This is a genomic window from Streptococcus sp. 11273D007BT (genome assembly GCF_053547195.1).
The window spans coordinates 1,007,062-1,030,444 of record NZ_JBPWPE010000001.1 but is presented as its reverse complement, the minus strand read 5'-3'; the positions used below and the strand labels follow the sequence as shown (position 1 = coordinate 1,030,444).

23 protein-coding genes and 1 pseudogene are annotated in these 23,383 nt (G+C 37.4%); 2 read left to right on the top strand and 22 right to left on the bottom strand.

Translation table 11 applies throughout. The annotated features are described in order from the left end of the window. Positions 1-72: 72 nt before the first annotated feature. From ACEE75_RS05305 to ACEE75_RS05225, 17 genes and pseudogenes are all read right to left on the bottom strand, one after another. A complete protein-coding gene (locus ACEE75_RS05305) occupies positions 73-1,965 on the bottom strand; it encodes a beta-glucoside-specific PTS transporter subunit IIABC (RefSeq protein WP_447575348.1) in 1,893 nt (630 codons plus the stop codon). A gap of 190 nt (positions 1,966-2,155) precedes the next feature. Beyond that, a pseudogene (gene licT, locus ACEE75_RS05300) lies at positions 2,156-2,990 on the bottom strand (BglG family transcription antiterminator LicT). Positions 2,991-3,153: 163 nt separating this feature from the next. Beyond that, on the bottom strand, positions 3,154-4,794 hold the full coding sequence (locus ACEE75_RS05295) for a peptide ABC transporter substrate-binding protein (RefSeq protein WP_447575349.1): 1,641 nt from the start codon (positions 4,792-4,794) through the stop codon (positions 3,154-3,156). Positions 4,795-4,935: 141 nt separating this feature from the next. Beyond that, positions 4,936-6,009, bottom strand: coding sequence for an ABC transporter substrate-binding protein (locus ACEE75_RS05290; RefSeq protein ID WP_447575350.1), 1,074 nt, complete (start codon positions 6,007-6,009; stop codon positions 4,936-4,938). Continuing rightward, a complete protein-coding gene (locus ACEE75_RS05285; RefSeq protein WP_447575351.1) occupies positions 6,002-6,781 on the bottom strand; it encodes an ABC transporter permease in 780 nt (259 codons plus the stop codon). The genes ACEE75_RS05290 and ACEE75_RS05285 overlap by 8 nt, the downstream gene beginning before the upstream one ends. After that, the gene (locus ACEE75_RS05280) at positions 6,778-7,572 is read right to left on the bottom strand and encodes an ABC transporter permease (RefSeq protein WP_447575352.1); all 795 of its coding nucleotides are present in this window, start codon (positions 7,570-7,572) and stop codon (positions 6,778-6,780) included. Before ACEE75_RS05280 ends, ACEE75_RS05285 begins: the two co-directional genes overlap by 4 nt. Continuing rightward, positions 7,556-8,710 carry an ABC transporter ATP-binding protein gene (locus ACEE75_RS05275; protein ID WP_354367837.1) on the bottom strand — a complete coding sequence of 385 codons (1,155 nt, stop codon included), beginning with the start codon at positions 8,708-8,710 and terminating at the stop codon, positions 7,556-7,558. Before ACEE75_RS05275 ends, ACEE75_RS05280 begins: the two co-directional genes overlap by 17 nt. A 28-nt stretch (positions 8,711-8,738) precedes the next feature. Continuing rightward, on the bottom strand, positions 8,739-9,641 hold the full coding sequence (murB, locus tag ACEE75_RS05270) for a UDP-N-acetylmuramate dehydrogenase (protein WP_447575353.1): 903 nt from the start codon (positions 9,639-9,641) through the stop codon (positions 8,739-8,741). Between the two features lie 133 nt (positions 9,642-9,774). Continuing rightward, positions 9,775-10,263, bottom strand: a complete 489-nt coding sequence (gene folK / locus ACEE75_RS05265) for a 2-amino-4-hydroxy-6-hydroxymethyldihydropteridine diphosphokinase (RefSeq protein WP_354367841.1) — start codon at positions 10,261-10,263, stop codon at positions 9,775-9,777. Continuing rightward, positions 10,256-10,621 carry a dihydroneopterin aldolase gene (gene folB / locus ACEE75_RS05260; protein WP_354367843.1) on the bottom strand — a complete coding sequence of 122 codons (366 nt, stop codon included), beginning with the start codon at positions 10,619-10,621 and terminating at the stop codon, positions 10,256-10,258. The genes folK and folB overlap by 8 nt, the downstream gene beginning before the upstream one ends. A gap of 3 nt (positions 10,622-10,624) precedes the next feature. Continuing rightward, complete coding sequence (gene folP / locus ACEE75_RS05255) at positions 10,625-11,425, bottom strand: dihydropteroate synthase (RefSeq protein ID WP_354367845.1); 801 nt, start codon at positions 11,423-11,425, stop codon at positions 10,625-10,627. A gap of 9 nt (positions 11,426-11,434) precedes the next feature. Beyond that, positions 11,435-11,995, bottom strand: coding sequence for a GTP cyclohydrolase I FolE (folE, locus tag ACEE75_RS05250; protein WP_447575354.1), 561 nt, complete (start codon positions 11,993-11,995; stop codon positions 11,435-11,437). A gap of 36 nt (positions 11,996-12,031) precedes the next feature. Continuing rightward, positions 12,032-13,291 (bottom strand): bifunctional folylpolyglutamate synthase/dihydrofolate synthase, encoded by a 1,260-nt coding sequence (locus ACEE75_RS05245; RefSeq protein WP_447575355.1) that lies wholly within the window; start codon positions 13,289-13,291, stop codon positions 12,032-12,034. Between the two features lie 96 nt (positions 13,292-13,387). Beyond that, positions 13,388-15,106 carry an aminodeoxychorismate synthase component I gene (gene pabB, locus ACEE75_RS05240; RefSeq protein WP_447575356.1) on the bottom strand — a complete coding sequence of 573 codons (1,719 nt, stop codon included), beginning with the start codon at positions 15,104-15,106 and terminating at the stop codon, positions 13,388-13,390. Positions 15,107-15,117: 11 nt separating this feature from the next. Then, positions 15,118-15,999, bottom strand: coding sequence for an EamA family transporter RarD (gene rarD, locus ACEE75_RS05235; protein ID WP_447575357.1), 882 nt, complete (start codon positions 15,997-15,999; stop codon positions 15,118-15,120). Continuing rightward, positions 15,986-16,852, bottom strand: a complete 867-nt coding sequence (gene thrB / locus ACEE75_RS05230; RefSeq protein WP_354367855.1) for a homoserine kinase — start codon at positions 16,850-16,852, stop codon at positions 15,986-15,988. Before thrB ends, rarD begins: the two co-directional genes overlap by 14 nt. A gap of 1 nt (position 16,853) precedes the next feature. Next, positions 16,854-18,140 carry a homoserine dehydrogenase gene (locus ACEE75_RS05225; protein ID WP_447575358.1) on the bottom strand — a complete coding sequence of 429 codons (1,287 nt, stop codon included), beginning with the start codon at positions 18,138-18,140 and terminating at the stop codon, positions 16,854-16,856. Positions 18,141-18,322: 182 nt separating this feature from the next. Between ACEE75_RS05225 and ACEE75_RS05220 the strand changes: the two genes are divergently transcribed. Next, positions 18,323-19,195 (top strand): polysaccharide deacetylase family protein, encoded by an 873-nt coding sequence (locus ACEE75_RS05220; protein WP_447575359.1) that lies wholly within the window; start codon positions 18,323-18,325, stop codon positions 19,193-19,195. Positions 19,196-19,227: 32 nt separating this feature from the next. Here ACEE75_RS05220 and ACEE75_RS05215 read toward each other — a convergent pair whose 3' ends face one another. Both ACEE75_RS05215 and ACEE75_RS05210 read right to left on the bottom strand, forming a co-directional pair. Next, positions 19,228-19,413, bottom strand: coding sequence for a hypothetical protein (locus tag ACEE75_RS05215; protein ID WP_447575360.1), 186 nt, complete (start codon positions 19,411-19,413; stop codon positions 19,228-19,230). Positions 19,414-19,474: 61 nt separating this feature from the next. Next, positions 19,475-19,981 (bottom strand): ECF transporter S component, encoded by a 507-nt coding sequence (locus tag ACEE75_RS05210; protein WP_427893975.1) that lies wholly within the window; start codon positions 19,979-19,981, stop codon positions 19,475-19,477. Between the two features lie 107 nt (positions 19,982-20,088). Here ACEE75_RS05210 and ACEE75_RS05205 point away from each other — a divergent pair, with 107 nt between their 5' ends. Further along, the gene (locus ACEE75_RS05205) at positions 20,089-21,342 is read left to right on the top strand and encodes an aminotransferase-like domain-containing protein (RefSeq protein WP_447575361.1); all 1,254 of its coding nucleotides are present in this window, start codon (positions 20,089-20,091) and stop codon (positions 21,340-21,342) included. 37 nt (positions 21,343-21,379) lie between these two features. Here the strand turns inward: ACEE75_RS05205 and ACEE75_RS05200 are convergent, their stop codons facing one another. The 3 genes from ACEE75_RS05200 to dapA form a co-directional block, all read right to left on the bottom strand. Continuing rightward, positions 21,380-21,718 carry an ATP cone domain-containing protein gene (locus tag ACEE75_RS05200; protein ID WP_354367867.1) on the bottom strand — a complete coding sequence of 113 codons (339 nt, stop codon included), beginning with the start codon at positions 21,716-21,718 and terminating at the stop codon, positions 21,380-21,382. A 159-nt stretch (positions 21,719-21,877) separates the two neighbouring features. Next, positions 21,878-22,231: an inorganic pyrophosphatase gene (locus ACEE75_RS05195; protein ID WP_447575362.1), complete on the bottom strand. Its 354-nt coding sequence runs from the start codon at positions 22,229-22,231 to the stop codon at positions 21,878-21,880. A gap of 200 nt (positions 22,232-22,431) precedes the next feature. Continuing rightward, positions 22,432-23,358, bottom strand: a complete 927-nt coding sequence (gene dapA, locus ACEE75_RS05190) for a 4-hydroxy-tetrahydrodipicolinate synthase (RefSeq protein ID WP_354367869.1) — start codon at positions 23,356-23,358, stop codon at positions 22,432-22,434. Between the last annotated feature and the right edge of the window lie 25 nt (positions 23,359-23,383).

Here is a 23,383-nt window from a genome sequence, read left to right as displayed (position 1 = left end):
TATACAATTAAAAAACAAAAAACCTACTAAACTAGCTTCAAAAGCTAAATACAGTAGGTTTTTTGTTTGTATTTATTTTACAACCGTCAAAAGATAATCTCCAACATCGATACGGCTTTCTTGGGTCGTCAAGACATCTTCAAAGTCAGCTGAATTAGTGATGACAATTGGTGCAATAACAGGAAGTCCTGCTTCTTTGATGGTATTAACATCAAATTCAAGAAGTTTTTGACCTGCTTGAACAGTATCCCCTACCTCAACAAATGATTTGAAACCTTTACCTGCAAGTGAGACGGTATCCATACCGACATGAATCAGCAATTCTAGACCATCTTCTGTTTTTAAGCCGATAGCATGTTTGGTTGGGAAAAGAAGAGTAACTTCTGCGTTGGCTGGCGCTACTACTATACCATCTGTTGGGTCAATCGTAATACCTGCTCCCATGGCACCTGAAGCAAATACTTCATCTGGCACATCAGCAAGTTTCACCACTTTACCAATCATAGGACTAGCTAAAATGTTAGATTGTAGTTCTTTTGCTTTTGGAATAACTGGTTCTTCTTGTTTAGTGTCTGGATTTCCATAAAGTGTTGGAACAGGAACAAAGTATTGAATCAGAAAAGCAATCACAACTGCAGCAATAGAAGCTATAATAGCGGCATACATACCAGACATATCCCCTGTTTTAGAGTTAACTAATGACGGGTATAAGAAAACCCCCATTGCTCCAACAGAATAACCAATAACATTTGCAAACATCATATAAGCCCCAATTAGCCCGCTGACTGCACAACTAATAATAAATGGTGTGCGCATTGGTAAAGTTACCCCATAAATTGCAGGCTCTGTTACCCCAAAAATAGAGGAGATAAAAGCAGGCATGGCAACTGATTTTACTTTTTGTTCTTTTGTCTTAAGCATAATAGCTAAAAGAACCCCTGTTTGTGTAAAGTTCGGTAAAAGTGCAGGTACTAAGATAGAAGATTGTCCCTTAGTTGCTGTATCTAAGATAGCAAGTGGAACAATAGCCCAGTGTAAACCAAACATAACCATAACTTGCCACATAGCACCTAGAACTAAACCATATAAAATCGGACTAAAGTTCATAATAGCTTGGAAGAAACTACTAAGACCATCAGAGGCCAAGTTAGCAACTGGACCAACCACCAAGAAGGTTAAAGGAACTGAAATCAACAAGGTTACAAATGGAACAACAAAAAGTTTGACAACATCTGGTGTTACTTTACGAACCGCTTTTTCAATATGAGAAGCCACCCAAATCACCAAGATAGCGGGCATTACAGTAGAGAGATAGCCACCTGTCGGAAGCGTAAATGGAATACCAAAAACATGATTTAGGTTAGCTTTACTCAAGACATCAACTGAACTTGATAAGGTCGGATAAACTAAAGCTGCACCAATGGCAAGGGCTGTAAATTCATTGAGCTTGAATTTACGTGCCGCAGTGAGCGAAATCATCAAAGGTAGATATTGGAAAAAACCATCTCCTGCTGCATTTAAAATCACATAAAGCGCGCTGTTATCAGCACTCAATCCTTGAGCACCCATAATAGCAACAATTCCCTTGATAATACCAGCAGCAGCCAAAGGTCCTAAGAAGGGTTGGAAGATACCAGAGACTAAGTCAACAAAGCGGTCAAAAAGATTCCCTTTTTCTACTTGATTATCAACAGCATCAACCTCACCAACTCCTGATACACCTTGCGCTAGGACTGCCGCATAAACATCTGGGACGTGGTTACCAATCACCACTTGGTATTGTCCGCCAGCCTTAACAACTGTTACCACACCTTCTCTTTGTTTAAGGTAGTCCGTGTCTGCCTTAGCCTCATCTTTTAGACGAAAACGCAAGCGTGTCACACAATGCCGTAAATCAACAACATTTTCTTTGCCCCCCACGTGAGCGACAATATCTTTTGCAAGTTCTGAATAATCCTTTGCCATATCTGGCTCCTTTCTTTTCTGGAAAAACAGAAAAACCTAAATATATACCAAACGTCTCTCTTTCACATGACAAAAAGAGATAATGTTTCGTATATATTTAGGTTTTGCCTGCCTACCAGTAACAATCCTTTACTACGCTATTTATTATAACAGAATCTAGAAAAATTGTAAGCGTTTTCTTTTTAAAAATTTACTTTTTTTCTAAACGTTGTAGGTGAATGGTCAGATACACCTGTTCATCTTTACTCATCGTAAAATCATAAGCTTGCTCAACAAAAATCCTTATTCGCTGACTACACGCAAATGCTTCTGGATAATTATGTTGCACCTGTTCGTACAAAAACTCATCATTTTGACCTTCTTCCATGTTGGACAAAACCCTTTGAGCAAAATAGTTTACATGTGTTACAAAACGATGATAAGACACTGAGTTTTCATCAGCGATTTGTCCATAATACAAGCGAACAATATCCAATAATTGTTGGACTAATTTTGTCAGTCCTTTATGACTAGAAAATTGATCTACGTTTTTTTTGGGCATTCACAAAATGTAGAGCAATTGACGCCGCCTCATCTTCAGGAACATCCAGTTGAAATTTGGCCTTTATTAAATCTAAAGCTTCAAGCCCCAATTGATATTCTTTCAGATAAAATTTTCTTACTTCCCAAGTCAAGGGATTTTGAAGCACTAGTCCTTCTCTCAAACGCGTCAAAGCATAGTGAAGGTGATCACCTAAAGCAATATAAAGAGACAAATCAAATTTTTCATTTAGTACTTCTTCTGCACGGGTAATTAAGCTCTGAATCAATTCCATCTCATCTGCCGATAGCGCTAAACTGGCTAAATCAAGCTGACCCTGTGAGGCATCTTTTTCTAGAACAAAACGCTTTTCAATCTGTTCATGATCAATCTCTTGGCCTACTTTCTTTTGAAAACCTAGCCCTTTTCCCATGACAATCAACTCTTTTCCAGTCTCATCACTATCTTGCACAATGTTATTGTTATAAACTTTAAGAATTTCCATCCTGTTTCCGCCCTTTCTTACTTCTATTATAAAAATTTTTTGGAAAAAATAATAGACTAAAAATAGGAAATAACCACTTTCATCTTAAAAAGACTGGAAAAATCCAGTCTCTAAACTTAGAATGATTTAAAAAGCTTAAATTGCCATCTTTTTATTGATAGATTTATTTTTTATAAGCATAGGTTAAATCTAAAGGCAAACCAGTAGTATGACGGACAACGCCTGTCAAGTCAGGATTTTGTAGGGCTTTTGATCCTCGGAAGAACAGAGGATTAAAGTTAGCTTCATCCATCAAGGCTTTTTCAGCTGCCTTATAGTTTTCGACGGCTTTTTCAGGATTTAAAGCATTTGTCGTAATGGCTTCCTGATAAGCTTGGTTGTAAGCGACATTATCAAATTGACCGCTATTGTAGTAAGCTCCTTTAGCAAAAATACCATAGAAAGTTGACCCCTCAGGGTAGTCTCCCATCCAAAGAGAGAAGATAATATCAAAGTTTTGTTTGCTAGCATCTTCTAAACGTTGCTTGAGAGGGACAAATTTTGTTTCAATCGTTAATCCTGAAAAGGCTTTTTCCCATGCTCCTTGCAGATAAGTCAAGGCTGATTTTGCAGTAGCAGAATCTGAATCTGCTGTAATGGTCAAGCTAACCTTTGACTCACCAATTTCTTTCAATCCTTCTTCAAACAATTTTTTAGCTTCTGCTAAGTCATAAGTATAGCCTGGAGCAACCAGTTCTGACAAATCTTTTCCACCAACAGTTGCCAAACCATAAGGTGCCAAACCTGTTGCTGGACGAGAGCCAGTTGGAACAACTGTTTCTACAAAAGTTTCACGATTAGTTGCTAAGTTCAAAGCTTGACGAATTTTTTTATTAGCTAAAGCCTTGTTGGTTCCTGTTTGGTTATACTCAAGGTAGGCTGACGTTGCCTCTGGCACATCAACAAGGTTGTCGTCCTTGGCATTAGCTTTATAAAGACTTGGTGTCGCAGAGATATTAGCAAAATCAAGCTGACCTTGCTTATATTTTTGAACAGCAGTCTCAGGTTTTTTAATCACTTCCAAATTAACGGTTTCTGTTTTAACCCGATCAGCATTCCAATAGTTTTTATTTTTGACAAACTTGAATTCATTATTGGTACCATTCCACCCTTCAAAGACATATGGACCTGAATAAAGTTGGTGCTCAGAAGTTGTTCCGTACTTGTCCCCTTCTTTTTCCACAAAAGATTTTTTCTGTGGCAAGAAACTTGAAAAGGCGAGGAAATACTTCATTTGAGGCGTTGGGGCAGTTAAGGTAAAAATAACTTTATTGCCTTCAGCTTTAACTCCAAGTTGACTCAAATCTGTGATGGTCCCCTCATTGATTTCCTTGGCGTTTTTGATATTAGATTCCACAGCTAGATAAGCAGATTGCGATGCTGTTTTAGGATCTAAGATACGTTGCCAAGAATAAACAAAGTCTTCTGCTGTGAGATCTGATCCATCAGACCATTTTAAACCATCACGAAGTGTTGCAGTATAAGTTAGACCATCTTCTGAAACATCTAGTTTTTCTGCCAAGTCAGGCACAAGCTCACCCTTATCGTCAACACGTAGCAAGTTGCTACCTGTGTTACCCAAAATTGTCCCAACAATTGTATCAGTTTGTTTTGAAATGTCTAAAGTAGTGACCTCAGCTGTTAGAGCAACGTTAAGCGCCTTATCATCACTTGTCTGACTACTTCCGCAAGCCGCTAAGGTCATAACAGTTGCAGTTGTCAATAGTCCTAAACTAACTTTTTTTAGGTTTGGTTTTAACCCCATCATAAGCTCCTTTTTGCAAAAAATATACATCATTATACTATTTTCATTGATTTTTTTCAAGCTTCTGCCCTTAAGAACTGAAAATATGGGATTTTAAAAACCTCCTTGTTGGAATAATTATTCACTTAAGGAGGTTTTTATTTATTTTCTATACATTTTAAACTGTAAAAAGAGATCGTTATAAATGCCTAACCATTTCTGTCCTAAGTTATCATAAACTTCCAAACGTTCAATCACATCTTGACTAGGATAAAATGCTGGGTCATTTTTTACCTCTTTTGGCAACAGATCTTTAGCTAGCTTATTAGGGGTAGCATAGCCGATATATTCTGCATTTTGCGCCGCATTTTCTGGCTCTAGCATAAAGTTTATGAAAGCATAAGCTTCTTTTTGATGCTTAACTGTTTTGGGAATCACGATATTATCAAACCAGAGGTTAGACCCTTCACTTGGCACGACGTAATGAAGGTGTTCATTGGCATCTAGCATCTCACTGGCTTCGCCTGAGAAGGTAACCCCGATAGCGGCATCTTCATTGATGAGATAGCCCTTCATCTCATCGCCAACGATTGCCTTGATATTAGGGGTCAAGCTATTCAGTTTTTGCTCAATAGCTTTTAGTTCAGACATTTTCTTAGTGTTTAAACTATAACCTAGGGTATTGGCGCCAAATCCTAAAACTTCCCTTGCACCATCAACTAGCATAATATTGTCTCTATACTCTTCGCGCCAAAGGTCTTCCCAATGTTTCGGCGCTGTTTGAACCATCTGATCATTATAAACAATACCAACAGTTCCCCAAAAGTAAGGAATGGAGTAGTCGTTATTCGGATCAAAACTTTTATTTAAAAAAGAAGGATCAATATTTTCTAGTCCCTTGATTTGACTTTTATCGAGCTTAACTAGGAGATTTTCCTTAATCATCTTATCAATAGTATAATCACTAGGGATAGCGATATCATAAGTCGTCCCACCTTGCTTCACTTTGGTGTACATGGCTTCATTTGAATCAAAAGTCTCATACTCCACTTTTATCCCTGTTTCCTTAGTAAATTTGGTCAGAAGCTCTGGATCGATATAATCTCCCCAGTTATAAATCACCAATTTATTACTATCTGACTGGTTACCTGATTTCAAGTTCATATAGGAAGAAGTGAGCGATAATAAAACAATAATGGCAACAATCCCTGCTAAAAAAGAATATAATCTACGCATCTATCTTCTCCTCTTTTTCTCTTGAAATAAAATAGTATCCAATCACAAGCAAAATACTAAAGAAGAAAACTAAGGTAGAGATAGCATTGATTTCTAAAGAAATACCTTGTCTAGCTCGTGAGTATATTTCAACCGATAAGGTTGAAAACCCATTTCCTGTTACAAAAAAGGTGACAGCAAAATCATCCAACGAATAAGTAAAAGCCATAAAATACCCTGCAATAATTCCTGGGGTCAAGTAAGGCAACATCACTTCTTTTAACATCTGATAAGGAGTCGCTCCAAGGTCATAAGCAGCATGAACCATATCCTGATTCATCTCTTTTAAACGAGGCAAGACCATCAAAACAACAATTGGAATCGAAAAGGCAATGTGACTGAACAAGACTGATGTCATCCCAAGTTTAAATCCAATTTGAGTAAATAAAATCAGAAACGCCGCACCAATCATAACATCTGGTGCAACTAGTAAAATGTTGTTAAGTGACAACAAGCGATTCTGTGTTTTTAACTTGGTTTGATGCAGATAAATTGCCCCAAAAGTTCCAATAACCGTCGCCAGCAAAGAGCTTAGAAAGGCTAAGAGAAAGGTTTCCACTAAAATCAACATCAAACGACTGTCACCAAACATCGTTTGATAATGCTCAAGAGTCGGCTTGGTAAAACCATTCATATCTCCTCCAGCATTAAAGGAGTAAAAGATGAGGTAGGCAATAGGAGCGTACAATACGATAAACACCAATGCCAGATAAATTTTTTCGAACTTTTTCATTGGCGTCTCTCCTTTGTTACCCACATAATCATCAGCATCGCTAGAATCAAAATAACACCGATGGTTGATCCCATACCCCAATTTTGTGTTGTTAAAAAGTGTTGCTCAATAGCCGTTCCAAGCGTAATAACTCGGTTACCGCCAATCAAACGTGTCAACATAAATAGACTAAGACTTGGGATAAAAACGGATTGCACACCCGAACGAACACCATTCAAAGATAAAGGAAAAATAACCTTAGAAAACGTTTGCCACTCTGTTGCCCCTAAATCTCGACTAGCATTAATAACATTTTTGTCAATATCATCCAGTGCGTTAAAAATCGGCAAAATCATAAATGGTATTTCAATGTAGCTTGCCACAAAAATAAAAGAAAAATCTGTGAATAAAATTTGTTGAGGACCTAAGCCCATAAAACCTAAAAAATGGTTAATCGCACCATGTTGACCAAAAATCCCCATAAAAGCATAGGCTTTTAGCAAAAGGTTAACCCACGTTGGTAAAATAACCAACATTAGCCATAATTGTTTGTGCTTAAGTCGCGTCAACACCAAGGCTGTAGGATAGGAAATTAATAAGGTAACCAGAGTAATGATACCTGCATATAAAATTGAGTTAAAACTCATTTTTAAATAGGTTCCATTAGCAAAGAATGTCTGGTAGTTCCCTAGAGTAAAATGACCTTCAATATCAAAAAATGAGTTATAAACAATCATTAATACAGGAGAGAGGACAAAAAGGAAAATCCATAAAAAGTAAGGAAGAGAAAAAAAGTTAGCTGTTTTCTTCATTTCTCTCCTCCTCAATGGCATTGATTAAGCCATCTTCATGCTCTTCCATTTCAACATACTCTTCGATTCGAGCATCAAACTCTTCTTCTGTCTCATTTAGACGCATGATGTGAATATCTTCTGGAGTAAAATCAAGGCCAATGACCTCACCTTCGATCGCCTTACGCGTAGAGTGAATCATCCATTCATTTCCCAGCTCATCATAAGCAATAATTTCATAATGCACGCCACGGAAAAGTTGGGTATCCACTTTAACTTGGAGTTTTCCTTCCTCTGGTAAGGTAATTTGCAAATCTTCTGGGCGGATGACAACTTCAACAGGTTCATTCGGACGCATTCCTCCATCGACTGCTTCAAACCGCTTACCATTAAACTCAACCAGATAGTCTTCTATCATTGTTGCTGGCAAGATATTTGACTCACCGATAAAGGTAGCCACAAAATGATTGATAGGCTCATCATAAATGTCAACTGGAGTTCCTGACTGAACAATTTCCCCTTCATTCATTACAAAAATCCAATCACTCATTGCAAGAGCTTCCTCTTGATCATGGGTAACAAAGACAAAGGTGATCCCCAAGCGTTGTTGCAACTCACGCAACTCGTATTGCATATCGGTGCGCAATTTTAGATCAAGCGCAGATAAGGGTTCGTCCAAAAGAACAACACGTGGTTGATTGATAATAGCTCGCGCAATGGCAACACGTTGACGTTGACCACCAGATAATTTCTGAATGGCACGTTTTTCATAACCATCTAGACGAACCATTTTTAGAGCTTCTTTAACACGGTTTTCAATTTCTTTTTTGGCAACCTTTTTTAACTTTAAGGGAAAGGCTACATTTTCAAAAACCGTCATATGAGGGAAAAGTGCATAACTTTGGAAAACCGTATGCACATCTCTTTTATTGATAGGAATATCATTGATACGCTTACCATCTAGGTAAACATCCCCGCTGCTAGCATCTAATAAACCCGCAATAATGTTCAAAATAGTCGATTTTCCTGACCCCGATGCTCCAAGGAGGGTATAAAACTTCCCTTCTTCTAGCTCAAAATTGATGTCTTTTAAGACTACTGTACCGTTATCTTCAAATACCTTTGATACGTTTTTAAACGCAATGATTGGATTAGTCAATTCTCATAAAACCTCCATGACTTTTCTATTATGTTAATTTTTCACCGATAATGCGAACTTCTGGCTCTAAGGTCACACCTGAATGCTCCTTGACTTTTTCAATAACATCTGCAATTAAATTTTCATAGTCTGTTGCAGAACCATTGTCAACGTTCACCATAAAACCAGCATGTTTGGTACTCACTTCTACACCACCTACACGGTAACCTTTTAAGCCAGCTTCCATAATCAGCTGACCAGCAAAGTAGCCAGGCGGACGCTTAAAGACAGATCCACAACTTGGATACTCCAACGGTTGTTTTAGCTCCCTCAAATGATTCAAACGAGTCATCTCTTGTGAAATCGGAAGATAATGACCTGGTTTGAGACCAAATTTTGCAGAAATCACCACTTCACCTGTATCCTGTATAGCTGAACGGCGATAACCAAAACGCATCTCACGATTACTGATTGTTTTGATTTCTCCATCCTTAGTTAATACCTTAGCAGATAAGAGGATATGTGCGATTTCACCACCATAAGCGCCGGCATTCATGAAAACAGCACCACCAACACTACCTGGTATACCGCAAGCAAACTCAAAGCCTGTTAAACTATGGAATTTAGCAATTCGTGTGGTTTCTATCAAATTAGCACCTGCATCTGCTTCAATCACATAACCATTGACAGTTGTTGTGTTTAATTTATCAAACATAATAACAAATCCACGAATACCACCATCTCTCACAATAATATTGCTGGCATTTCCCAAAACCATCCAGGGGATTCCATGACGATTGGCAAACTTAACAATCCGTGATAGTTCATAGCCATTTTGAGGAAAGGCTAAAAAGTCTGCTGGACCACCAACTCGTGTGTAGGTATAATCTTTCAAAGGCTCATTGATACGAATGTCAATGCCAACCAACTCTATATTCATTTTTTCTAACATATCAGATCTTTCTTTACACATACTTATCTATACTTTAAAAATTATTTCAAGACACAATAAAAGAGTTGAGCTTTTTCTCAACTCTTCCATTATATCAAATTTTTAGCTATTTGACGATGATTGTCAACAATATTTATTCAATTACTAACTGTACCAAATCTGAAATATCAACCTTTGCTAGCAAGTCTTTGATGGATTGATTTAAAACAGGATGGACAAAATCAGGTGCAATATCAGATAAGGGTTGTAAAACAAAAGCTCGTTCTTGAATATAAGGGTGAGGAATAACTAAGTTCTCTTCATTGATGACCTCTTGTCCAAAAAATAAGATGTCAATATCAATTGTTCTAGGTCCCCACTTCTCTTTTCGTTCACGTCCCAAATCTTGTTCAATCTGTTGACAATAGGTTAATAAATCTTGAGCTGATAGTGCCGTCTCAAGCTCACAGCAAAGGTTGATAAAGTCTGGTTGATCTTCTTTTCCCCATGCTGGTGTTTCATAAAACTCTGATAAACCGATTACCTTGCTCTCTGGGAGTGAGAGAAGACGTTCTAAGGTTTCAGATATAATACTAATACGTGCCCCTAGATTACTTCCTAGACTGAGATAGACTTTAGTCACGTCGTTTTCTCTCCAATTCTACTCCAACTGAGCTATAGTGCCCATTAATAGGAGGGTTTTCTTTTTTTACAGCTAATTTAATTTTTTTTACTGGTGGAAAGCTATCGAATATATCTTGACAGATAGCGCCTGCCAAGCGCTCAATCAATTGATACTTCTCTTCTTCGACCTGTTTTTTTATGGTCTCAAAAACCATGCCATAATGAACAGTATCTTCTAAATGATCAGATAAAGAAGCCGCTGTCAAATCAACAGACAAGGTACAGTCCACTACAAAAATTTGTCCTAAGACTTGTTCTTCAGAAAATGCACCGTGGTACCCATAAAAACGGCAATCCTTCAATCTAATTTTATCCATTATTTACCTCAATTGTCCTAAAATAGACACAATATTTTTATTTTCAGCGACATTATGTACTCGAACCATTTGACAACCTTTACTAATGGCATAAGCAGATAAAACAGCTGTGGCTTGATCTCTTTCCAAAGGCCTTGTCCCACCTCCAAGTAAAAAGTCCACAACACTTTTTCTCGATATACCAAATAAAACAGGATAACCTAGTGCGACAATTTTATCTAAACCTTTTAGAAGCTGGATATTTTGCTCTGCATTTTTTGGCAAACCAAAACCTGGATCAATCCAAATATGCTCTTTTCTAACTCCTGTCTCTAAGGCGATTGTTGCTCTTTTTTCCAAGAAAGATGCCACATCACTCACAACATTATCATAACGCTCTTCTTTTTGATGATGCATCAATATAATAGGAACATCAAATTCTGCTGCAAGAGATAACATCTCACCATCATACAATCCCGCCCAAACATCGTTAATAATATCAGCACCTGCTTCAAGAGCAGCTCTGGCCGTTGCTGTCTTATAAGTGTCTATACTAATCAAGCAATCAAAATTAGCTTTAATTGCTTTGATAATAGGAACAACACGCTTAATTTCTACTTCTTCTGAAACAAATTCTGCACCTGGACGAGTAGATTCGCCTCCTACATCAATCACCGTTGCACCATTCTCAAGCATCACTTTAACTTGTTCAAGTGCATCCTCAAGCAGATTATAGCAACCTCCATCAGAAAATGAATCTGGTGTAACATTTAATATTCCCATAATCGTTGCTTGGTTAAGAACCTCATACTTATCGTTTGGCATAGAAAACTCCTAGTGATGAATCATCGATAAAATTTCGCGACGTAAAACAGCATCCTCTTTGAAAACACCTTTTGCAACAGTCGTCACCGTTTTACTACCAGGTTTCTTAATTCCTCGCATGGTCATACACATATGCTCTGCTTCAACCATCACAAAAACACCATGAGGGGCCAAAGCACTTTCTAAAGAAGTAGCCACTTGATCAGTTAAACGCTCTTGAAGCTGTGGACGCTTACTTGCAACCTCTACTGCGCGTGCTAATTTACTAAGCCCCGTTACTTTACCACCACTTGGGATATAGGCTACATGGGCATTACCATAAAAAGGGACCAAATGGTGTTCACACATCGAATAAAAAGGAATATCTTTTACCAAGACTACTTCATCATGTGCTTCTGAGAAAACAGCTGTAAATTGATCTTTTGGATCTTCATTTAAACTTGAAAACATCTCTTGATACATTTTAGCGACACGCTTTGGGGTATCAAGTAAACCTTCACGTTTGGGATCTTCACCCAAGGCTTCTAATAGTTGAAAAACAGCTTCTTCAACCTTTTTTTGATTTGACATATCCTCACCTCAACTTTTAATATCTTCCATTATATCTTATTTTTTAAGACTTTTCAAAAGGGTTTTTCTCACCTGGGCGATAAAATACAGGGAACCTGTGATCACATAGAGTTTTTCTTTCGAAGAGAGATCAATTTTATCTAACCATGCCATAATACTTTCTATTTTCCGATACTGACTAGGGTAGGACTCCAGAGGAAGGCTATTGGGGTAAGGGAAAGTTGTAACAGTTAGGCTGTCAAAAGTAGCTAATTGCTCAAGCATATCTTCGACAGGCTTGGTATCAATAGCCGCAAACAAAATATGAACTTCCTTATTTTTGGCATACCTTTCTAGCACATCCACTAAAACAGAAACACTCTCACGATTATGGGCACCGTCAATCATTAAATTCGGTGTAATAAATTCTGTACGACCAGCCCAAACACTGTGCTCTAAAGCTGTCTGAATTTGTCGATTGTTCAACCTCGGATAAACCTCCTTTAATAGAAGTGCCGTCATTAAAGCAAGGCTAGCATTTTCCATTTGGTGCTTGCCAATCATAGAGAGTTCAATATTTGAAAATTGTTCTGTTTGATAGTTAAAGGAAAAGGAGTTTGCTGATAAGGAAACTTGAAAAGCCTCTCCAAGTTGATAGAGAGTACTTCCTGTTTGCGCAGCTTTTTTTCGAAAAACGGAAGTAACATCAGGTCGTTTACTAGAAAAAATCAAGGGAACACCTGATTTTAAGACACCGACTTTTTCTTTTGCAATGGCTTCATAGGTATCTCCTAAAATATTTTGATGATCCAATCCAATAGAGGGACAAACAACAGCTAAAGGGGTCAAAACATTGGTTGAATCATGCAGTCCACCTAAGCCAGCCTCTATAAAAGCAATATCAACAGGATGCAAAAGTCCAAAATAGGTTAACATTAAAAGGGTAATCACTTCAAACTCAGTAGCTGCTTCTAGCTCCGTTTCAAGTGGCAAGCGTTCTACGACAGGCATAACCAGATCCACCAGAGTACAAAAATCCCCCTTAGAAATCATGTGCCCATTCAACGAAATCCGCTCTCTAAAATCAATCAGATAAGGCGAAGTAAAGGTCCCAACTTCGTAACCTGCCTCAGAAAAAATATGCTGCAGATAACTCACTGTTGACCCTTTTCCATTTGTCCCAACGATATGCACTGCTTTTATTTTCTCTTGTGGGTTTCCTAATTCACTTAATAACCATTGCATCCGCTCTAAACCTGGTTTGATGCCAAATTTTAGCTTTCCTTGAACCCAGGCCAAAGCCTCTTCGTAAGTCATGATATCGCCTCCAAGATTATGATTGTTTTATTATAGCATAAAGAATGAACGAGAGTGAAATTCAATAGCATTTGTTTACATAATTAAAATTATGCATCATGCGAGCTGTATCTCATAAAGTCCCCTAACAGCATTACAAAGATAAATCCGCTCTGCTTTTGCCAAATCATCAAGAGTAAGGATTTTTTCTTTGACCCTTCCTTCTGCTACTAGCATCTGTCGATAGATCCCATCTAAAATACCAAACTCTAGACTAGGGGTGTACAAGTTTCCTTCTAATTCTAAGACGAGATTACCAATGGAAGCTTCAAGTAAAACACCATCTTCAGTGATAAATATCTGTTCACACAAAGAAGTAGGAATATGGGGTCGGTAAGTCGTTTTAAAATGTGTAAAGGCTGAGTCAGCAGCTTTTTTATCCCGCACCACAAGATTTGCTCTTAGATAGTCTTTGGATAAAGGAGTGAGGGCCTCTACTTCTAAAGTAAAATCACCTTTTCTATTTAACTGGATGCGCAGACGGTACTCTTTTAGATGCTCTAAAGAGGCTAAAGTTTGTTGTAACTTCTCTTTTAAAATTTCTTTTTGAAAAGGATAAGCAAAATAACGTGCTGATGCTTCCAGTCTATTAAAAAGTTCCTGTTCAAAAAGAAGCTGTCCCTGCTTGATTTTTCCAGTGGTCAGGAGGTTAAATCGTGGTTGCTGACGGTAAAGAACTGAGCTTTTTTGCTTCGTTTCTTCATACTCACTTTGCCAATTACTATCCCATGTAATACCACCCCCAACACCGTAATAAGCTTCCTGCCTTGTTAATTGAATAGTTCGAATAGCAACATTCCAAATACTATCACCGTTAGGAAGAGCGATCCCTATTGTCCCACAATAAACACCTCTTGGATTTGGTTCTAATTGGTTGATAATGGACATGGTTGAAATTTTGGGAGCACCAGTAATCGACCCACAGGGATAAAGTGACTGAAATAACTCATATAAATGACTATCTTTTTTTAATTCCCCCTCAATAGTTGAGGTCATCTGCCAGACAGTAGAGTACTGTTCGATTTGACAGAGTTTTGTCACTTGGACAGATCCTGTTTGACAAATTTTCCCCATATCATTGCGAAGCAAATCAACAATCATCATATTTTCGGCTCGATTTTTGGGATCTGCAGCTAACCAATCACAATTCGCCTGATCTTCTTTCAAGTTTTTCCCTCGCTTTAATGTTCCTTTCATGGGACGAGTAACCAGCTTTTGACCAGATTTTTTGAAAAAGAGTTCAGGACTCATTGAGATAATAGCTGTTTCATCATGTAAAACATAAGCGTTAAAGCCTGCCTCCTGCTCCACCACCATACGATTATAGATATCAAAACTATCTTCAAGTAATTCTTGCTTTAACTGGACAGTATAGTTAACTTGATAGGTGTCACCTTGCCGAATATGATGATGGATTCGATCAATGGCTTGATGATAGCTAACAGAATCTGTGAGCTCCTTCCAACTATTTGGCATAGCGACAGGGGAATAAGAAATAGGTATCTCTGACATCTCTACATGATCATGTACCGTGAAATAGGCATAGTATTCTCCTGCTAGATTAGTGGGATGGGTTTTAAGATATTTATCAAAAAAAGCTGCCGCCTCATAAGAAAGGTAGCCAACGACATATAACCCCTTTTCCTGATACTCTTCCACTTTCTCTAAGACGCTACCAACTTGTTGAATGTCTATTGCAATCAACTCACAAATAGGATTTCTAAAAGAATAACGTTTTTTTAACTCTTTAAAATCAATAACTGTTTTTTTATGCATAATTCAATAATTTACTCAAGTGTGGCAGAAAAACGCTGCCCTAATACAAAAATAGCAATAGCAAGCCAAATAAAAATAAAACCAATCCATTCTCCAAGGGATACTTTTTCATGAAAAATAAAGACCGCAATCATCAATTGCAGAGTGGGATTGATATATTGAATAAAACCAATAATATTTAATGGGGCACGCTTTACCGCCTCAGCAAACAAAAGTAAGGGAATTGCTGTGACAAGACCTGATAAAGCTAAAAGAACTTGTTGTTTAAGGCTAAAGGACCAAAAACTATTTGGAGCAAAAAATATGAGATAAGTAAGTGCTGCAGGGCAAATCAAACCAGCTTCTATCAGCATACCAATATCGCTAGGGATACTAACTTGCTTTTTTATCAATCCATAAAAGGCAAAAGTAATTGCTAAAACAAGAGTCACCATAGGGATACTGCCAGTATTAACCATCAAAACAATAACTCCTAGCATAGCGACAAGAATCGCAAGAATAGTCACTCTAGATAAAGATTCTCTTAAGACAAGGTAAGCCAACAAAATAGAAATCAAAGGATTAACATAATATCCTAAGCTAGCTGCTGTTGCTTGCCCAGACCCAATCGCATAAATATAGACCAGCCAATTTGTTGCAATTAACAAGGCTGCAAAGGCCATTAAGAAAAATTCTTTTTTATGTAAAAATAATTGAGTAAGCTCATGCTTATAATACTGTGTTCGCCTTGACAGAACCATATAAATACTTATGGTTAAAACTGTAAAGACAATACGATAAGAAAAAATACTGTAGGCAGGTACATCTGACAATAATTTCCAAAAAAGGGATAGAAATCCCCATAACACATAGGTTCCTAATCCCAAAAGTATGCCTATATTAGTTTTTTTCAAGACGAACTCCCTGTTTATCTACTTGCAAGATAACTGTTTCACCGTCTAGTTCAAGTGCTTTTATAGCTTGATAAATCTGCTTCTCTTTATCTTGAGGGGCTAAGACCATAATAGTTGGTCCTGCACCAGAAAGATAAGTTGCATAAGCTCCATTCTCATGACCGAGTTGTTTAATGGCTTTAAACTCTTTCACTAATGATTGGCGATAAGGTTCATGGAAATGATCACCCTCAATCGCACGACCTGCTAAACTTAAATTTCCTGATAGCAATCCAGCAATAGCAACATTGGCAATAGAGGAAGCTGCCACAGCTTCTTTATAACTTAGGGAACTTGGTAAGACACCGCGGCTATCACTAGTTTTTAACTCATATGCTGGAATAAAAGCAATCAAACTACTTTCTGGAAAATCCGCTACTACGGCATCTACTTTATCATCAACATAAGTTGAAATCACTAAATTACCAAAAATTGCAGGAGCAACATTATCTGGATGGCCCTCAATCTCTGTAGCCAAAAGCAATTTTTCTTGATCTGTTAGGTGAAGATTACCTAACTGATTCGCTAACTCGATTCCTGCTACGATAACCGAACTTGATGAGCCTAAGCCACGCGCTAGAGGGATATCACTTTCCATCTGAATACGATAAGGTGGTAAGTCATTTTGAACACGAAGTGCCGTTTGGATCAACAAATTACGCTTATCAGATGGAATATCACCTAAATCATGTTGGATTTCCCATTCCAAGGCAGGTTCAAGTAAAGTAATCGATAAATATTTGGAAACGGCTAAGCCAACTGAATCAAAGCCCGGTCCTATATTAGCACTCGTTGCTGGTACTGTAATTTTCATTTTACTTCCCCAAAACTTTAAATGAATTTAAAAGCTTAAAGTCTGTATCAGACTCTAATTTTTCTGTAATAGCAGCTAATTGTGTCTTGCTTAAGCGATGCGTGACAATGACAACTTGTGCTTCTTTACCATTTGATTTTTGTTGTAAAATCTGCTTAAATGACGCATTCTCTTGGTTAAAAATTTCTGCTAAACGTAAAATTTGACCTTGTTGATCTGGTGTAATAATAGAGAAATAATAGTCGCTCTTAACATCTTCTGGATTAGCAAGAACAGCTGGGCGAGAATATTCATTGAAAGATTTACCAATATTGCCATCACTTAAACGGCGTGCAATACGCACAATATCAGCTACAACAGATGTTGCCGTTGGTTTTTGTCCTGCTCCTGGACCATAATACATTGACTCACCAATACCGATAGATTCTACGAAGACAGCATTCATAACACCATTGACACTTGCTAAAGGATGGTCTTTAGGTAAGAAAGTTGGAGATACCTCAGCTGAAATTCCTGATTCGGTTTCTTGAATATCGCCTACCAATTTAATCACATAACCTAATTGTTGAGCTACTGCCACATCATCTGGTGTAATAGTTGAAATTCCTTTGTGGCTAACAGCATCAAAATCAATAGCCATTCCAAACCCGAATTGGCTAAGAATAACGGCTTTGTAGGCTGCATCAATACCTTCGACATCATTTGTCGGATCACTTTCTGCATATCCTAACTCTTGTGCTGTTTTTAAAGCATCCTCATAGGTCCAGCCCTCGTCTACCATTTTAGTCATCATGAAGTTTGAAGTACCATTAAGGACGCCTAAAATACGTGTCACTTTATCTGATGTCAAAGAATTAGCTAATGTGCGAAGAATTGGGATTCCCCCAGCTACAGCTGCCTCATAGTAAAATGCGACACCTTGTTTCTGGGCAAGAGCGATTAATTCCGATCCGTGTACCGCAATCAAATCTTTATTTGCTGAAACAACATGCTTTTTAGCTCCTAGTGCTTTGGTGATAAAGGTCTTAGCAGGCTCAATACGTCCCATCAATTCCACAACAATGGTAATTTCTGGATCAGATAAAATCTCATCGACATTTGTGACAAAGTTATAGTGATTACCTGCTGACAACAGACGATCTTTTTCCGCTTCATCTTTTACCAATACCTTAGCGATCTCTAGTGTTTCTTTAGAAGCCGCAACAATCTTATCCTTGTTTTCTTCCAACAAGAATGGAATTCCACTTGCAACTGTTCCAAAGCCCAGCAAACCGATCTTAATAGCCATATTTATACTCCTTGTGAAATAACATTTTTTCTATTTTATCAAAAATTACTCTACTTTGCTATATCTAAAACCCAGATCGAGTTGATTTTCACTAGATTTTTCAAAAAATTCTAAAAATAACATTCGTTTATCAAATTAAAATATGCTAAAATAAAATAAAGAGATTAATAAAGAGAGAGAATATGCTAAAATCTAAATTTTTCTGGATAAATACCCTACTGTTAATCGCAAGTATTATTGTCATCGCATTGACACTAACGACTTATTTAAATCAAAACAAACCAACCTCTACTAGTCAAGCCGCAACTTCTTCGTCTTCAAAAGTTCCCCAAACTTCTACAACTGCATCAAGTCTGACATGGGAAAAACAAGAACAAGTTGTTCAAATTCCGATTTTAATGTATCACGCCATCCATGTCATGGATCCTTCTGAGACAGCTTCTGCTAACCTCATTGTTGCACCAGATGTGTTTGAAAGTCATATCAAGGCTTTGGTGGATCAAGGCTACTACTTTTTAACGCCAGAGGAAGCTTACAAAGCACTCACCGAAAATAGCTTACCCAGTCAAAAAGTTGTTTGGATTACCTTTGATGATGGCAATGCTGATTTTTACACACAAGCCTATCCCATTTTAAAAAAATACGGTGTAAAGGCCACTAATCATATCATTACAGGTTTTGTTCAAGAAGGGCGTACCAGTAACCTTACCATCGAACAAATGAAAGAAATGAAAGAAAACGGTATTAGTTTCCAAAGCCATACTGTTAACCACCCTGATTTATCTACTAGTGATCATCAGACTCAAAATACTGAGCTTCAAGATTCTAAAACATTCTTAGATCAAGCATTGAACCAAGATACTATTGCTATTGCTTATCCTGCTGGACGCTATAACCAAGAAACACTTCAACTAAGTCAAAATTATTATCAATTAGCCACCACGACAAATGAAGGTTTGGCCAGTATCGAAGATGGTTTACTCAGCCTTGATCGCATCAGAATCTTACCTTCTACTACCGCAGACAACTTATTAACAACCATCACTTCCAAATAATAATGGTGCTAGGCTAATGCCCAGCACCATTATTATTTTTTACGCCATCGCTTGCCAATAAAGATAAGGTTGGTCAAAAAAATCAGTCCAAAAAAGGCAGCAAATAAAAAATTCCCCGAATATAAATTCTTTATCACACCTATTCCGTATAAAAAAAGAAAAAAGACTGTGGACCATAAAACCCACTTATCACTACTTCCATTATTGCCTTGTTGCATCATATCTCCTTTCACTCGTAAACTATTATATCACGCTCATTTAACGCTGTATAGGAAAGGATTAACTTTTCCAAGCTCTTTGGAATTGTCTAACAAATCCAGTGTGGTAATAAATAAAATAAGCTACGCCAGCTCCTAAAACAATTGCTAAAATATCAAAAGGAAGTTTTAACAAAGCATATTCTGGACTAGCATAGATAAAGGCACGTCCAATACCATAACCTACCAAATCAATAATAGATCCTATAAAAAGCGCTATTATGGTCCTTATCGGATTAATCGGTTTTGTTTTTTGACTAATGATAAGCGAAATAACAAGAACTTGTAAACTGTGAGTGACAAGTGTCACAAACATAGGAGCAGGATAAAAAAAGAAATCTCCTAAAAAAGAACCGATTCCCGCTATAATAACCGCTTGAACGGGTGGAAAAATGAGCCCTACTAAAAATATAACAATTCCATTAAAATAAAAATGCCCCCCAGGAACTGGAATTGAGAAAATACTCGCACTAAGAATAATAACGAGAGCCATAAAAAGAGATGAAATACTAAGCTGTTTTGTTGACATGATTTGTCCTCCTTAAATAAAATTCTTGAATTCAAGTTGGTAACTATTGTAAGAAAATTCAGTCTATTGTACAATAGACTAAAACATCATCTGTACGGGGACAAAACATGACAAGTATCTATCAAAACATTGTTAACCAACTCTCACATGCTATCTTATCAGGTCAATTCAAAAAAGGGGATAAACTGCCCTCTATTCGCCAACTCAGTAAAGATTATCACTGCAGTAAAGATACTGTCCAGCGTGCACTATTGGAGTTAAAATACCAAAATCTCATCTACCCTGTCAAAAAAAGCGGCTATTACGTCCTTGAAGATAACGAACCAGCACCAGACGTTTCACTTAAGCTCCAAGATTATAACAACAAAACCTATGATGATTTTAGACTATGCCTCGAAGAAACATTAAAAGGGAGAAAAAACTACCTCTTTAACTATTACCATAGTCAAGCTGGACTCGAGGATTTACTCATATCCTTGGAAAACTATTTTAGTAATCAGACCATCTATACTAAAAAGGATCAAATTGTGATTACAGCTGGTAGCCAACAAGCTCTTTATATTTTGACACAGCTCGATTTTCCTAATCAGAAAAAAAAGATTTTGTTAGAGCAACCTACATATTACCGAATGAATGATATGGTGAAAGCACAAAATCTTCCCTTCACAACAATTTCTCGTGGCTTTGGGGGATTGAATCTTAAAGAGCTTGAAACGATCTTTAAAAATGATGATATTAAATTTTTTTATACCATCTCACGCTTTTCAAATCCACTTGGCCTTTCTTACTCATTAGAAGAAAAACAAGCTATACTAGACTTAGCTTATCGATATGACGTCTATATAGTAGAAGACGATTATATGGGAGATTTCGCAAGGACAAACGATCTTCCTCTGCATTACTATGATACAAGGGATCGTGTCATCTACCTTAAATCCTTCTCTATGTCTGTATTTCCAGCTTTACGATTAGGGGCTGTTGTCTTACCTAAGATGGTTTTGAAAGCGTTTTTAGACTATAAAAGTTTGATTGATTACGACACTAATCTGATCATGCAAAAAGCTCTATCACTTTACTTGGATAATGGTATGTTTGATCAAAATCTTAAACGCCTACGCCAGTATTTTCAAAATGAAAAAAGAAAAGCTGAAACCTTATTAGATAAGATTCAAATTCCATTTCCTTACCATCTTTCTATAAAAACTATGGCTATAGAAGTGAGTAAGGAAAAAAAGTGGGACCTAAAGAAAAACTCTGCTTTTCAGTCTTTAACCAAGTCCTACCTAATTCCAACTGATCATCACTATTTGCAAATTCCCATAGATTCTAAACTAGAGCACCGTCTAGATGACTTAAAATAAACAAAGAAGCTGAGTTCAGTTCTCTCAGCTTCTTTGTTTATTTTAACTGTTCAAAATGTAAGTGAACTGCAATATGGTCCCCATAGCCATTACGTTCTAAGTCGCGCTGTAAACGATATGAAATATAATGTTCTGCAATATTGATAAATCCAGCATCTAACAATCGATACTCGACCATTGATTGAATCATGCTGATGGTAGGACGTTCTACTTTTGCTTCTTCTAAATCAATCACAACTTTTTTGGTCACTTGAGCCAAATCTTGACGCAACTTATCATCTAATACATAGACTGTCTGTGCTGCTTTTAAAATCGCTTGATAGATTTTATCTGGGTCAAAATTTGTCACCTGTCCATCACGTTTGATAATTTGCATAGGAACCTCCTTTGTGATTTTTCTAGTTTTCCTACCTCTATTATCATATATTGTAAGCGATTTTGTCAAGTTGAAAAGCCTATAATCTCAAGTTTTCTTATCTTTTTTGCAAATTTCTTGTAAAATGAGGCACTATTTTCATCACCCAAAGTGTTGATATCACTCCTTATCAACAAGTGATCCCTCTCCCCTTAACTCAATCCAACTATCAAAGTATTTTTCCTGAAAAGCAACTGCTTCTTCTATCTCCTCTTTGGAAAAATGGCATCCCTCAGGTGCTACCACCCACTTCGTTTCTACATCATCTCTGCGATGGATAATAGCAACTACCTGACCTGTGTATTGAGAAACGGGTACTCTAACCCCCATAAGATAAGCGTCTTGCTCTTGACCATCACCTCCCATAATCCCTTTAATATAACCGTAGTGAATAGGATAGATCATATCTTTAAATTGAGGATGACGGCTTCCGATCGGTCGATCTATAGTGACAGTAACAAATTTATGTAACATTTTATAATCTTTCTAGTCAATATCATCGAAAATAAGGAGAAAGAGTCCTCTCATTTCCAAAAGTATAGCTTTAAGCTAAGTCGGAAATAAAGGGGACTCTTTTTGTTTACCGTATCCTTCATCTTAGACTACAATAACTATCAAAACCAATAAACCTTTGAGTTGAGCCTAAATTTGAATACAACATTTCTCCATTATTTTTAGTAATCAGGCCTTAAGACACCTGTGACATAGTGCTTAGGAGCACGATCTAACACAACATTGATAATACGGTCTGCTTCTTCGTAAGTGCAAGATACCAAGGGTAAACGTAAGGGACCAACATTAAATCCTTGATGATTAAGGACAGCTTTAACAGGTGCTGGGCTAGCAACAGAAAACAGAGCATTAACTTTAGGAAGGAAGCGGCGCTGAATTTGGGCAGCCTTTTTGATATCGTTAGCCTGGATAGCTTCAAACATTTCAAAAATTTCATCTCCATTTGTATGAGATGCAACGCTAATGACACCATCTGCTCCTAGGTTCATAGCATGGAAAGCTTCTCCATCTTCACCTGTAAAAATCAAGAAATCATCTGGTTTGTTCTCGATAAGATAAGCCATATTATCAAGATTAGTACATTCCTTAACACCAATAATATTAGGGTGTTGAGCTAAACGTAACATGGTTTCGGGAGCTACTTCCACCACAACACGGCCAGGAATATTATAGATAATAATAGGGAGATCGCTCGCATCAGCAATCGCTTTAAAATGTTGATAGAGTCCCTCTTGGGTTGGTTTGTTGTAATAAGGTGCAATGGCTAGACCAGCAGCAAATCCTCCAAACTCTGCTACTTCCTTAGCAAAATCGACAGAGTCACGAGTATCATTAGTTCCGACGCCAGCAATCAAAGGAACACGACCATCAACAATTTTTTGAACGGCCTTAAAAAGCTCTAATTCTTCATCATGAGTCAAAGTTGGGCTCTCGGCTGTTGTTCCAGCTAGGAGTAACCCTTCTGTATGATGAGCTAAAAGATGCTCAATTAACTTTGGCAAAGCCTCAAAATTAATTGAACCATCTGGATGAAACGGCGTGATAAGAGCTGTAATAATTTTTACATTTCTTAATTGTTCAATAGACATAGTGCTTCCTTTCTAACACAGTATG